13 protein-coding genes are annotated in these 11,922 nt (G+C 71.7%); 11 read left to right on the top strand and 2 right to left on the bottom strand.

Features of this window, described 5'->3' with window-relative positions:
- Nucleotides 1–52: 52 nt before the first annotated feature.
- Nucleotides 53–667 (bottom strand): DUF1707 domain-containing protein, encoded by a 615-nt coding sequence (locus ACLJOU_RS20215; RefSeq protein WP_410569332.1) that lies wholly within the window; start codon nucleotides 665–667, stop codon nucleotides 53–55.
- A gap of 85 nt (nucleotides 668–752) precedes the next feature.
- Between ACLJOU_RS20215 and ACLJOU_RS20210 the strand changes: the two genes are divergently transcribed.
- Genes ACLJOU_RS20210 through ACLJOU_RS20190 form a run of 5 tightly spaced genes read left to right on the top strand, consistent with a single transcriptional unit; the run spans nucleotide 753 to nucleotide 4,597 of the window.
- Complete coding sequence (locus ACLJOU_RS20210) at nucleotides 753–1,175, top strand: protein-tyrosine phosphatase family protein (RefSeq protein ID WP_410569196.1); 423 nt, start codon at nucleotides 753–755, stop codon at nucleotides 1,173–1,175.
- Between the two features lie 5 nt (nucleotides 1,176–1,180).
- Nucleotides 1,181–1,804: a uracil phosphoribosyltransferase gene (gene upp / locus ACLJOU_RS20205; protein ID WP_410569195.1), complete on the top strand. Its 624-nt coding sequence runs from the start codon at nucleotides 1,181–1,183 to the stop codon at nucleotides 1,802–1,804.
- Nucleotides 1,779–2,741: a pentapeptide repeat-containing protein gene (locus ACLJOU_RS20200; RefSeq protein WP_410569194.1), complete on the top strand. Its 963-nt coding sequence runs from the start codon at nucleotides 1,779–1,781 to the stop codon at nucleotides 2,739–2,741. Before upp ends, ACLJOU_RS20200 begins: the two co-directional genes overlap by 26 nt.
- 33 nt (nucleotides 2,742–2,774) lie before the next feature.
- Entirely contained in the window at nucleotides 2,775–3,344 is a 570-nt protein-coding gene (locus tag ACLJOU_RS20195) for an RNA polymerase sigma factor (RefSeq protein WP_410569193.1), read from the top strand.
- A complete protein-coding gene (locus tag ACLJOU_RS20190; protein WP_410569192.1) occupies nucleotides 3,341–4,597 on the top strand; it encodes a hypothetical protein in 1,257 nt (418 codons plus the stop codon). Before ACLJOU_RS20195 ends, ACLJOU_RS20190 begins: the two co-directional genes overlap by 4 nt.
- On the opposite strand, the gene ACLJOU_RS20185 is transcribed toward ACLJOU_RS20190, so the two are convergent.
- Nucleotides 4,570–5,187, bottom strand: coding sequence for a TetR/AcrR family transcriptional regulator (locus ACLJOU_RS20185; RefSeq protein WP_410569191.1), 618 nt, complete (start codon nucleotides 5,185–5,187; stop codon nucleotides 4,570–4,572). The genes ACLJOU_RS20190 and ACLJOU_RS20185 overlap by 28 nt on opposite strands.
- A gap of 83 nt (nucleotides 5,188–5,270) precedes the next feature.
- On the opposite strand from ACLJOU_RS20185, the gene ACLJOU_RS20180 reads away from it, so the two are divergent.
- From ACLJOU_RS20180 to ACLJOU_RS20155, 6 genes are all read left to right on the top strand, one after another.
- Complete coding sequence (locus ACLJOU_RS20180; RefSeq protein ID WP_410569190.1) at nucleotides 5,271–5,672, top strand: MerR family transcriptional regulator; 402 nt, start codon at nucleotides 5,271–5,273, stop codon at nucleotides 5,670–5,672.
- Nucleotides 5,673–5,722: 50 nt separating this feature from the next.
- Complete coding sequence (locus ACLJOU_RS20175) at nucleotides 5,723–6,646, top strand: aldo/keto reductase (RefSeq protein WP_410569331.1); 924 nt, start codon at nucleotides 5,723–5,725, stop codon at nucleotides 6,644–6,646.
- 82 nt (nucleotides 6,647–6,728) lie between these two features.
- The gene (locus ACLJOU_RS20170) at nucleotides 6,729–8,264 is read left to right on the top strand and encodes an NAD(P)-binding domain-containing protein (RefSeq protein ID WP_410569189.1); all 1,536 of its coding nucleotides are present in this window, start codon (nucleotides 6,729–6,731) and stop codon (nucleotides 8,262–8,264) included.
- The gene (locus ACLJOU_RS20165; protein WP_410569188.1) at nucleotides 8,264–9,334 is read left to right on the top strand and encodes an alpha-hydroxy acid oxidase; all 1,071 of its coding nucleotides are present in this window, start codon (nucleotides 8,264–8,266) and stop codon (nucleotides 9,332–9,334) included. Before ACLJOU_RS20170 ends, ACLJOU_RS20165 begins: the two co-directional genes overlap by 1 nt.
- The gene (locus tag ACLJOU_RS20160) at nucleotides 9,331–10,587 is read left to right on the top strand and encodes a cytochrome P450 (RefSeq protein WP_410569187.1); all 1,257 of its coding nucleotides are present in this window, start codon (nucleotides 9,331–9,333) and stop codon (nucleotides 10,585–10,587) included. The genes ACLJOU_RS20165 and ACLJOU_RS20160 overlap by 4 nt, the downstream gene beginning before the upstream one ends.
- The gene (locus tag ACLJOU_RS20155) at nucleotides 10,584–11,864 is read left to right on the top strand and encodes a cation:proton antiporter (RefSeq protein ID WP_410569186.1); all 1,281 of its coding nucleotides are present in this window, start codon (nucleotides 10,584–10,586) and stop codon (nucleotides 11,862–11,864) included. Before ACLJOU_RS20160 ends, ACLJOU_RS20155 begins: the two co-directional genes overlap by 4 nt.
- The last annotated feature ends 58 nt before the right edge of the window (nucleotides 11,865–11,922 follow it).

The raw sequence follows: 11,922 nt of genomic DNA, 5'->3' as shown, positions 1-11,922 counted from the left end.
CGAGCCCCCGTCGATGGTGACGCTGGGCGCCGAACGCGTCACAAACTCGTGGTCAAGCCCCCTCGATCTGCGGCGGCTCGGCCCGCTTCGCCGGCTTCCGGTACACCACGACCCCGCCCCAGAACGCCAGGCCGTTGATCTTCACCGTCGGGGCCGTCGGCGGGGCCGGGGGTGCGCCCGACTTGTCCTCCAGCACGAACCCGCCCATCAGGCCGATGCCCGTGACGTCCACGTTGATGTCGTCCGGGACCGTGATCTGGATGCCGCCCATGATGGCGACCGCCGTGATCGTGCAGTGCTTGTCCGCGAAGCGGGCCTGGCGCAGGTCGATCTCCGCGCCGCCCCAGAACGCCAGGCTGTTGTGCTGCGGGGGCAGGACCCAGCTGCCCTTGCGGACCGCTCCCGACAGCACGCCGATCGACACCGGGGAGCCCGGGTGGCCGCCGATGCGCTGGTCCGGGAAGCCCAGTGCCCGGGTCGCGGCCGGCTCGACCGCCGCCGAAGCCGTCGGCAGGTCCGCCGTCACCGGCTTCAGCTCGCCGAGGGTTTTCGCCGCGTAGACCGTCGTGAGCCGCTCTTCCAGCTCGTTGACCGTGATCCGCCCTTCCGCGAGGGCGTTGTGCAGCACCTGGGCGACGCGTTCACGGTCCGCGTCGGAAGCCCGCATCTGGTCGGGCGTCAGTTCGCTCACGCGGCGCAGCCTATCGGCGAAAACCACTCTGTGTGTCCATCTTCTGGAGGACACTGGGTCCATGGTCGAGTTTCCGGACGGCACCCGCGTGCACGGACGCGGGCTCCGGCGCCCACGCCCCGACGGACCCGCGCCCGATTTCGGGCTCTACCTGGGGACCAGCCACCTGCGGCGCAAGCACGGCGGCGGGATCACCTGGCCGCACGAGTGGATCACCTGGCCCGATTTCCTGCTGCCCACCAGGCCCGCCGACGCCCGCGAAAAGATCAAGGCCCTCCACGAACGGGCGAAGACCGAATCCGTCGAGGTCGCCTGCTACGGCGGTGCCGGGCGGACCGGCACGGTGCTGGCGTGCCTGGCGATCCTCTCCGGCGTCCCGGCCGAAGAAGCCGTCGCCTGGACCAGAGCCAACTACCACGAGCGAGCCGTCGAAACACCCTGGCAGCGCGGCTGGGTGAAGAGCTTCGCGAAACAGCTAGATTGACCCGCATGGATGTGCACGTCGTCGACCACCCCCTCGCGAAGGCCCGGCTCTCCACGATGCGCGACGCGCGCACCGACAGCGCCGCGTTCCGGGCCGCGCTGCACGAGCTGACCGTCATGCTCGTCTACGAAGCCACGCGCGACGTGCCGGTGAAGGTCCAGCGGATCCACACCCCGGTCGCCCGCACCGACGGCTACTCCCTCGCGAAGCCGCCGCTGCTCGTTCCCGTGCTGCGCGCCGGGCTCGGCATGGCCGACCAGGCGCACAAGCTCATCCCGGACGCGCAGATGGGCTTCGTCGGCCTCGCGCGCGACGAGGAGACGCTCAAGCCGACGCCGTACCTCGAGTCGCTGCCGGAATCGCTCGCCGACCGGCCGGTGCTGGTGCTCGACCCGATGCTCGCCACCGGCGGCTCGATGGAGTACACGATCCGCCTGCTCACCGACCGCGGCGCCGACGACGTCACCGCCATCTGCGCGCTGGCCGCCCCGGAGGGCCTGGCCCACCTGGAGAAGACCGGCCTGCCGGTCCGGGTGGTCACCGCGAGCATCGACGAGCGCCTCAACGACTCGGGCTTCATCGTCCCGGGCCTCGGCGACGCGGGTGACCGCCAGTACGGCGCCGTCTGAGCCGGTGCCGGTGCTGAAGTGGCGGTGGATCGCCGTGGCCGCCGTCGCGGTCGCCGCCGTCACCGGGGTGCTGCTCTGGTCGTTCCTCGCCTGGTCGGGGCGCCCGGACGCGCCGGTCCGGATCGACGCGGTGAAGACGGCGTTCGGCGTCGGCGCGGGTGCGGGCGGCGTGTTCGCGCTCTGGCTGGCGACGCGCCGCCAGCGAACGCTGGAACTGCAGCTGGCCGAGACGACCCGCGTCGCCGCGGTGACCGAGCGGGACCTCGAAGAGCGGCGCGTCACCGAGCTGTACACGAAGGCCGTCGAACAGCTCGGGAGCGACAAGGCACCGGTGCGGCTGGGCGGGCTGTACGCGCTGGAGCGGCTCGGGCAGGACAACCCGAAGCAGCGCCAGATGATCGTCAACGTGCTGTGCGCGTACCTGCGGATGCCGTTCATGGGCCCGAAAACCGGTCTGCGCGGCCGGACCGGCGCCGAACTCGGCGAGGACACCGACCCCGAGCTGCTGGTCCGGCTGGCCGCGCAGGAACTGCTCAAGACGCACCTGAGCCACGACGACCCGGGCCACTGGCCGGGGATGTCGGTCGACCTGCAGCGGGCCGTCCTCGTCGACTTCCGGCTGAGCGGCTGCACCCTGGCCGCCGCCGACTTCAGCCGCGCCCGGTTCGTCGGCGCGGTCCACATCCGCGGTTCGCGCTTCACGCGGCGGACGGGGTTCTACGGCGCTGAGTTCACCGACATCGCGAACTTCGACCGGTCGGTGTTCGACGAGGGGGCGTTCTTCTCCTGGGCGCACTTCGCCCGCAGCGTCCGCTTCACCCGGATCCGCTCGGGCGGGAAGTTCCAGTTCTCCCACACCGTCTTCGCCGAGGGCGCCGACTTCGAGGGCGGCGAACACGAAGACCTCGATCTGACGGACGCGCAGTTCCCCGCGTAGCAACGTCCCGGGCGGTGCCGGCCATGAAGGGGTGTGACCAGCCAAGCGACGGGGGCGCCGGTGGATGACCGGGATCTGTGGAACCGGGCGTCCGAAGGCGACGAAGCAGCCTTCAGCGAGCTCTTCGAACGCCACGCGGAGGCCGTCTGGAACCACGCCTACCGGCTGACCGGGTCGTGGACCGCGGCCGAGGACCTCACCTCGAACACCTTCCTCACCGCCTGGCGCCGCCGCGCCGAGGTGACGCTGGTGCGCGACAGTGCTCTGCCGTGGCTCTACACGGTCGCCGGCAACGCGGCCCGCGACGAACACCGCGGGGCGCGAAGACGGCTGCGGCTGCTGCGGAAGATGCCCGACGCACCGGTGGTGTCCGACCACGCCGAGGCGGTCGCCGAGCGGCTCGACGGCGAGCGGCGGCTGCGCGAGATCGTCGAAGCCGTCCGGACCCTGCCGAAGGCGCAGCGCGAGGTCGTCGAGCTGTGCCTGCTCGGCGAGGTGAGCGCCGCCGACGCGGCCGCGCTGCTGTCCGTCGCCGAGGTCACCGTCCGCGCTCACCTGTCCCGGGCCCGCGCCCGGCTGCGCACGCTGCTGGAGGAGAAATGACCGCCGACCTCGAGCTGCCACCCCGGCGTGAGCTGCCGGACGACGTCCGCGCGCGGCTGCGGGCCGAAGTCCGCCGTGGCCTCGGGAAACGGCGTCCGTCCCGTGTCTGGTACGCCGCCGCGGCGGCCGTCGTGGTGCTGGCCGCGGGGGCGGTCGTCGCGACGCAGGTGATCCGGCACCAGCCCGTCGCCGGGCCCGGACCCGGGCCGGACACCGCCAACCCGCTCACCCTCGACGTGCGGGTGGCGACCTCGTCCCTGGACCGCTGCTGGGCCGCGGTGCAGGCGGCGGGCAAGCAGGACCGCGTGCCGCCGCGTGCGGACTGGATCCCCGAGTTCACGCAGGTCCTGCCCGCGGACGCGGTGGTCGCGGTGACCGTCGCCGGCAAGCCGATGTTCTGCGAGACGACCGACACGACCGTGACGCTGTCGGATCCGGAGGCCACACCCGCCTACGTCCCGGGCACCCGCACGGGGCTGCTGCTGCACAGCGCGACCGGGATGGTCGGCGGGGTCCTCGCCCCGGACGGGGACGACGGTTACCTCGGCGCGGAAACCGAGGACGGGGAAAGCAGCCTGTCGCAGCTGTTCGTCTCCCCGATCACCCGTCAGTTCGTCGGCGTGACCCGGGCCGACCCGGCGCGGACGACGCTGACCCTCGGCAAGCCGATGCAACCGGGAGTGACGCTGCCCGCGGCGCCCCCGCCCCTGCTCGCGGTCACCGACCGCCCGGTGACCGCCGACCGGACGTCCGGAGCGGGCCGGGCCCTCGGCGACTGCCTGGCGGCGGCGGAGCTGGAGGCGATCCCCGATCCCGCGGCGTACGCGCCGGGGCCGCTGCTCGAGACCGACGAATACCGCGTGGTCGTCGGCCGCTACGGCGACCGGTTCGTGGTCTGCACCACCGAGCCGGACTACCAGCGGCCGGGGAAGACGCGGGCCCGCGCCTTCCCGAGCGGCCCCCCGCCGCAGGCACCGCCGGCGTACCCGCTGAGGGTGGACACCCTGGGCCGCCGGCCGGGCGCCCCGCCGGCCACGGATCGCCGTCCGGTCGCCGCGGCCCTGCCCGAGAGCGCGGCGACGGCGGTCATCGACTTCGGGAGCGGCGCGCGTACCGAGGCCCACGTCGTGGCCGGGATGGTCGTCGTGTGGGCCCCCGAGGACATCAAGATCTCCCCGGAGGCGAAGGTCCATGTGACCGCGCGGGACGCGAAGGGCGCGGTCGTCTACGACGGGACGGTGCTGCTGCCTTGAGGCCGCAGCCAGCCGGAGGCGTTGGCGCGCAACGCCGCCTCGTACGACGTCGTGACGTCGAACTCCTCCGGCAGGTTCCCGGTCAGCTCCAGCGACACCAGGCCGTGGACGAGGGCCCAGCAGCCGACCGCGACCGTCTCCGGCGGGACGTCCAGGAAGACGCCGTCCGCGACGGCCCGGCGGATCACCTGCTCCAGGGGTTCCAGCGTCTTGCGGGCGAGCTTCTCGGCGTCTTCGTTGGGCTCGAACCCGGGCACCGACTTGGTGAACATGATCCCGTAGAGGTGCGGGTCGGCCAGCGCGCTCGTGCGGTAGGCGCGGCCGAGCGCGACGAGGTCCTCGACGGCGTCGCCGGTCAGCGGCGTCCCGGCCATCCGGGCGCCGAAGCGGCGGAAACCCTCGGTGTAGAGGGCGTTCACCAGATCGGGTTTGCTGCCGAAGAGCGAGTACACGGCGGTGGTCGACGTCCCGGCGTCGGCGGCCAGCTTGCGCAGCGAAAGCGCCTTCGGCCCGTCGGCCGCGATGAGCTCGCCGGCCCGGTCGAGCAGCTTGAGCCGGAGCGCTTCGTCATGCGTGCGTGGTCGCGCCATGCACCCAGCGTATCGGAACGGTGTTATGGAAGCCAGGGATCGCGAGTTGACCTGGAGTGCACTCCAGGTCGTACTGTCGGCTCATGAGCTACTCGATAGCGGAAGCCGCTCGACGTAGCGGACTGTCCATCGACACCCTCCGGTACTACGAGCGCATCAAACTGCTCGACCCGCCCGCGCGGGACGCCGCGGGGCGCCGGGCCTACTCGGACGACGACCTCAACTGGCTGGGGTTCCTGACCAAGCTGCGCACCACCGGGATGCCCATCAAGAGCATGCGCGAGTACGCGTCGCTGCGCCGCCACGGCGTCGCGAGCGCGGGCCGCCGCAAGGCCCTGCTGGTGGAGCAGCGGCGGTCGGTCGCCGAGCGGATCGCCGAGCTGCAGGGCTGTCTCGACATCCTCGACTACAAGATCGAGAACTACGCCCAGGTCGAGCGCAAGGTGCTCGGCGTGGAACCCGGTGTGGAGGAGATGTCCGCGTGAAGAACAGGAAGCTGGGCGGCCTGGAAGTCGGCGCCCAGGGGCTCGGCTGCATGGGCATGAGCCAGGCCTACGGCGTGCGCGACAACGACGACGAGTCGATCGCGACCGTCCACCGCGCGCTCGAGCTCGGCGTGACGCTGCTCGACACGGCGAACGTTTACGGGAACGGCGTCAACGAGGAGCTGGTCGGCCGCGCGATCGCCGGCCGCCGCGACGAGGTCGTGCTCGCGACGAAGTTCGGCATCGTGTGGAACGACGGCGCGATGGGCGCCCGCGGTGACGCCGCCTACGTCAAGCAGAGCTGCGACGAGTCGCTGCGCCGCCTGGGCGTCGACCACATCGACCTCTACTACCAGCACCGCGTCGACCCCGACACGCCGATCGAGGAGACCTGGGGCGCGCTGGCTTCGCTGGTGGAAGCCGGGAAGATCCGGTACGCCGGGATTTCCGAGGCGAGCGCGGCGACGATCCGGGCCGCGCACGCGGTGCACCCGGTGACGGCGCTGCAGAGCGAGTGGTCGCTGTGGACCCGCGGGATCGAAGGGGAGGTCCTGGACACGTGCCGGGAGCTCGGCATCGGGATCGTCCCGTTCTCCCCGCTCGGCCGCGGTTTCCTGACGGGCGCGGTGAAGTCGGTCGCGGACCTGCCGGAGGACGACATGCGCCGCGGCCTGCCGCGCTTCGCGGAGGGCAACTTCGAGCGCAACCTGGCGATCGTCGAGGCGCTGCGGAAGCTGGCCGAGGCGAAGGGGGTCACCGCCGGGCAGCTGGCGCTGGCGTGGGTCCAGGCCCAGGGCGAGGACGTGGTGCCGATCCCGGGGACCAAGCGCCGCAAGTACCTCGAGGAGAACGTGGCGGCGGCCTCGCTGGAGCTGACGGCCGAGGACCTGGCGGCCATCGAAGCGGCGGCCCCGGCGAACGCGATCGCCGGAGAGCGCTATCCGGAACGGCTCGCCCGCGCGGCCGGGAAGTAACTTTCTTCTGAGGCTTTTCTGAGATCTCCGGAGCAGGCTCGGCGCCGATCATGCGGTCGGTGCCGAGCCCCAGGAGGTCGTCGTGGCGGAGGAAGTGCTCGATTATCTGGTCGTCGGGGCGGGGCCGGCCGGCTTGCAGCTGGCGCAGCACCTCGGCCACGCCGGGCACCGGTACCTCGTGCTGGAAGGCGGTTCCGCGCCCGGGCACTTCTTCGAGACCTTCCCGCGGCACCGGACCCTCATCTCCATCAACAAGAAGCACACCGGGTACGCCGACCCGGAGCTGCGCATGCGGATGGACTGGAACTCGATCCTCACCGACGGCGACGGAGACCAGCTGGTCTTCACCGACTACAGCGAGAAGCTCTTCCCCGACGCCCAGGACTTCCTGCGCTATGTCGCCGACTACGCGGCGAAGCACCGGCTGAACATCCGGTACGACACCCGCGTGACGCGCATCCGCCGCGAGGGCGAAACTTTCGTCCTCACCGCCGGCGACGCCGAATACCGGGCCGCCCGGCTGGTCATGGCCACCGGCGTCACCAAGCCGTACATCCCGCAGTTCCCCGGCGTCGAGCTCATCGACCAGTACGTGGACGTCGACGTCGACCCGAAGAGCTTCACCGACCAGCGCGTTCTCGTGCTGGGCAAGGGGAACTCCGCCTTCGAGACCGCCGACAACCTCATCGAGACGGCCGCGGTCGTGCACGTCGGCGGGCCGCGGCCGGTGAAACTGGCCTGGCGGACGCACTTCGTCGGCCACCTCCGCGCCTACAACGCGGGCATCCTCGACATGTACCAGCTGAAGCTGCAGCACGCGATCCTCGACGGCGACGTGCGCGAAGTCCGCAAGGACGCCGACGGCTACCACGTCAAGTTCGCCTTCGCCCGCGCCGACGAGGTCATCAAGGAAATCCGCTACGACCGCGTGATCGGCTGCACCGGCTTCCGGTTCGACGCTTCTCTCTTCGACGAAGACTGCCGGCCCGAGCTCACCATCAACAACCGGTTCCCGGCGCAGACGGCGAACTGGGAGTCGGTCAACGTGCCCGGCCTCTACTTCGCCGGCACGATCACGCAGGTCCGCGACTTCAAGAAGGCCACCAGCGCCTTCATCCACGGCTTCCGCTACGGCGTCCGCGCGCTGGCGAAGGTGCTGAACGAGCGCCACCACGGCGTCCCGTGGCCGCACACCGAGCTGCCCGCCAAACCGGACGCGCTGACCGACGCCGTGATCACCCGGATCAACCGGACTTCCGGGCTGTACCAGCAGTTCGGGTTCCTCGGTGACGTCGTGGTCGTGGACGGCGACACCGCCCGCTACCTGGAAGAGGTGCCGGTCGACCGGGTGCTGGAAGACCCGCCGGCCGACGCCTACGTCGTCACCCTCGACTACGGCCCCGACCACGACAAGGTCGACCCGTTCGACTTCGTCGCCCGCGCCGCCCAGGACAAGGCGAACGACCACGGCGAAGGCCACTACCTGCACCCGATCGTCCGCCACTACCGCCGCGGCGAGCTGGTCGCCACCCACCACGTCACCGAGAACCTCGAGAACGAGTGGGACAAAGAGGTGCACGTCGAGCCGCTGACCGCCTTCTTCACGCGGGAGCTGTGATGCGGACGATCGCGGAGTTCGAGGCGGCGGCCCGCGAGCGCCTCGAGCCGGCGCACTACGACTACTTCGCGGGCGGCGCGCAGGACGAGATCACCCTGCGGGAGAACGAAACGGCGTTCCGGCGGCTGCGGCTGGTGCCCCGCGTGCTGCGCGGCAGCGACAAGCGCGACCTGTCGATCGAACTGCTCGGGACGCCGTCGTCGATGCCGATCCTCGTCGCGCCCACGGCGTTCCACCGGCTCGCGCACCCCGACGGCGAGCTCGCCACCGCGCGGGCGGCGGCGCGGGCGGGCACGATCATGATCGTCAGCATGGCCGCGACCACGGCGGTCGAGGACATCGCCGCGGCCGCCCGCGAGGCCGCGCCGGACCCGGGCCTGTGGTTCCAGCTCTACCTGCAGCCGGACCTGGAGTTCACCGAGGCGATCGTGCGCCGCGCCGAGAACGCCGGGGTGAAGGCGTTCGTGGTGACCGTCGACTCGCCCGTGCTCGGCCGCCGCGAGCGCGACGACCGCAACGCCTTCCACGACCTGCCACCCGGGCTGGCCGTGGAGAACCTGCGCAACCTCGGCGAGAACCGCAGCGGCGGCAACGCCAGCCACGTGCGGGAGATCGTCATGTCCGCCGGCCTGAACTGGGACCACATCGCGTGGCTGCGGAGCAAGACGAAGCTGCCCGTGCTGATCAAGGGCGTGCTGCACGCCGAGGACGCGCGGCTGGCCGTGCACCACGGCGTCGCCGGGATCGTCGTGTCCAACCACGGCGGCCGCCAGCTCGACACCGTGCCCGCGACCATCGACGTGCTGCCCGAGATCGCCGCGGCGGTGGGCGGGACGCTGCCGGTGCTGCTCGACGGCGGGATCCGCCGCGGCACCGACGTCGTCAAGGCGCTCGCCCTGGGCGCGGACGCGGTCGGCGTCGGCCGTCCGGTGGTGTGGGGGCTGGCCGCGGGCGGCCGCGAAGGCGTCTCGGAAGTCCTGGACCTGCTGCGGGCCGACTTCGACCAGGCCCTCGCGCTGTGCGGCGGCCGGCACCCGGCCGACCTCACCCCGGACCAGGTGCGGCGGTGATCGGCCGGGTGCTGGCGGCCGCGGCCGTGGTCTCCGCGCCGGCCTGGCTGCCCCGCCGCGTGGTGGCGCTGCGGATGAAGATCTTCGCGCTGGTCAACGGCCAGGACGCGGTGACGATCCCGGGGCCGCAGGTCGGCGCCGGGGACTTCAAGCGCGTCTACGCCGATCCCGCGGCGAACGGCCGCAGCCGCGGCGCCGCGCTGTCCGACCTGTTCTGGTACTGGCTCGCGCCCGGCCCGCAGGTGCACCAGGAGCACCTCGAAGCCGGGCCGCGCTACGACGAGGTGGCCAAGTGCACCCGGCACATCCTGGTCCGGTCCAAAAAGGACTCCGAGGAGCTGGCCCGGCGGGTGGCCGCGCACGTCCTCGACGACGTCGAGCCCGGGTTCATCCGGCTGCGCGACCTGATGATGCCGATCTGGGCCGAGCTGTACCACGAGCTGGTGTTCGAGGAACCGTGCCCGCCCGAGGCGCGGGACCTCGTCGTCGGGCACGCCGACGACGTCGTCTCGGCGCTCAAGTGCGTGCGGCCGCGGAACATGCGCCGCCGGGCCCGGCTGACGCGGTACCTGCGGCGGCGCCTGGCCGACGTCCCGCACCCGCTGCCGCCGTCCCTGACCCCCGACGAGCAGGTGTTCTACTTGCAGGGGACGTTCTTCAACACCGCCGTCGTGCAGATGTCGGAAGCGATGGCGCACCTGCTGATGATCATCGCCCGCGACGGCGATCTCCAGCAGCGGCTCGCCGAGCACCCCGAGGACCTCGACGGCGTGATCGACGAGGGCCTGCGCGCGTACCCGCTGTTCGGCATCGCGCACCGGATCACCACCGGCGACATCGAGCTGGACCACCTCACCATCCCGGCCGGGACGGTGCTGTGCTTCAGCTACCCGGACTTCGCCGCGCAGTCGGCCAAGGCCGAGTTCGTCCCGTTCGGCGTCACGCAGAACCGCGCCTGCCCGGCCCGGGGGCTCGCGCCGCCGACCATGCGGGTCGTGGCGCAGGAGGTGCTGCGCCGCTTCGGCCTCGCCTCGACGGCCGCGCACACGCGCTCGATCCCCAACCGCGGCCCGGCGCTGCTCACCCCGCGCGGGACCCGGCCCGGGCGCGCGCCGCTGGCGTGGCTCGCGGTCCGCGACCGCTGGGAAGACGTCTGGCGCAGCTTCGCCCAGCTCGTGTTCGGCACCTACATGGTCCTCGACGCCCGTCGCCAGGCCCTGTGTTCGACCTACTTCGCCGGAGGCAATCGATGAGCCCGTCCGAAGCGGCGCCGGTCTTCTTCCTCGCTGTCGTGGTGATCCTGCTGGTGGTGCGGCTGGTCTGCATGGTCGCGATCAAGCTCGGCCAGCCGCCGGTGGTCGGGGAGATGGTCGCCGGCGTGCTGCTCGGCCCGTCGCTGTTCGGCCTGCTGCTGCCGGACGTGCACGCGGCCCTGTTCCCCGACGCGGTCCGCTCGCTGCTCTACACCGGAGGCCAGATCGGGCTGGTCATCTACATGTTCGGCGCCGGCTACGAGTTCAACCTGGGCAGCATCGCGAAGTCCCGGAAGTCGGTCGCCGCGATCTCTTCGGCCGGCACGCTGGTACCCCTGGCCCTCGGGATCGCGGTCGCGGTGCTCGGGACGTCGTGGGTGGGCATCGGCAAGGAGGGCGTCTCCCCGGTGACGTCGGCCGCGTTCGTCGGCGTCGCGGTGGCGATCACGGCGTTCCCGATGATGGTCCGGATCATCACCGAGCGCGGGATCGCGTCGACGAAGTTCGGCTCGCTGGCGCTGGCCTGCGGCGCGCTCGACGACGTCCTCGCGTGGCTGCTGCTGGCCGTCGTGCTCGGCATGCACGCGGGGTCGGCCGGGCCGGTGGCGCTGGCGCTCGGTGGCGGCCTGCTGTTCGCGCTGCTGGTGTTCATCGTCGGGCGGCGGCTGCTGGTCCGGATGATGGGCAGCGACCGGGTGAGCGTCGACCAGCGGGTGCTCGTCACCGCGCTGGTCCTGTTCGCGGCGGCCTGGTTCACCGACACCATCGGCCTGTACGCGGTGTTCGGCGCCTTCACCGTCGGGGTGGCGTTCCCGCGCGGTCTGGCCTCCGACGCCGTGCTGGCGAAGATCATGCCGATCGGGCGGATCGTGTTCGTTCCGCTGTTCTTCACCTACTCCGGCCTGAACACCCGGTTCGCCCTGCTCGCCGACCCGAAGCTGCTCGCCTTCGCGCTGGTGACGGTGGCGGTGGCGATCGTCGGCAAGCTGGGCGCGTCCTGGGGCGCGGCGCGGCTGGCGGGGGAGCCGCCGGAGATCGCCTCGCGCGTCGGCGTGCTCGTCAACGCGCGCGGGCTGATGCAGCTGATCGCGCTCAACGTCGGGCTCGCCGCGGGGATCGTGTCGCCGGCGTTGTTCACGGTCCTGGTGCTGGTCGCGCTGGTCACCACGATCATGACTGCGCCGGTCCTCGCGTGGCTCGACCGGCGGGATGCGCGCAGGGGGAGCAGCGAAGTACTCCTGACGGCCGAACCTGTTCCGGTGACCGGGAAAAGTTGATTCTTCAAGTTCGGAAATAACTGTCAAGATGGATCGGTGCGCGACGGGGTGGCGAAGC

The organism is Amycolatopsis sp. cmx-4-61, from assembly GCF_046548775.1.
Lineage (GTDB): Bacteria > Actinomycetota > Actinomycetes > Mycobacteriales > Pseudonocardiaceae > Amycolatopsis.
Note: the sequence above shows the minus strand (reverse complement) of the source record. Positions and strands in the feature narration are given on the sequence as shown.

Bases quoted from the DNA above. Each gene is read 5' to 3' on its own strand.
- ACLJOU_RS20215 (WP_410569332.1), bottom strand. From the start codon at position 667: ATGCGGGCTTCCGACGCGGACCGTGAACGCGTCGCCCAGGTGCTGCAC.
- ACLJOU_RS20210 (WP_410569196.1), top strand. From the start codon at position 753: ATGGTCGAGTTTCCGGACGGCACCCGCGTGCACGGACGCGGGCTCCGG.
- upp (WP_410569195.1), top strand. From the start codon at position 1,181: ATGGATGTGCACGTCGTCGACCACCCCCTCGCGAAGGCCCGGCTCTCC.
- ACLJOU_RS20190 (WP_410569192.1), top strand. From the start codon at position 3,341: ATGACCGCCGACCTCGAGCTGCCACCCCGGCGTGAGCTGCCGGACGAC.
- ACLJOU_RS20185 (WP_410569191.1), bottom strand. From the start codon at position 5,187: ATGGCGCGACCACGCACGCATGACGAAGCGCTCCGGCTCAAGCTGCTC.
- ACLJOU_RS20180 (WP_410569190.1), top strand. From the start codon at position 5,271: ATGAGCTACTCGATAGCGGAAGCCGCTCGACGTAGCGGACTGTCCATC.
- ACLJOU_RS20175 (WP_410569331.1), top strand. From the start codon at position 5,723: ATGGGCATGAGCCAGGCCTACGGCGTGCGCGACAACGACGACGAGTCG.
- ACLJOU_RS20165 (WP_410569188.1), top strand. From the start codon at position 8,264: ATGCGGACGATCGCGGAGTTCGAGGCGGCGGCCCGCGAGCGCCTCGAG.
- ACLJOU_RS20155 (WP_410569186.1), top strand. From the start codon at position 10,584: ATGAGCCCGTCCGAAGCGGCGCCGGTCTTCTTCCTCGCTGTCGTGGTG.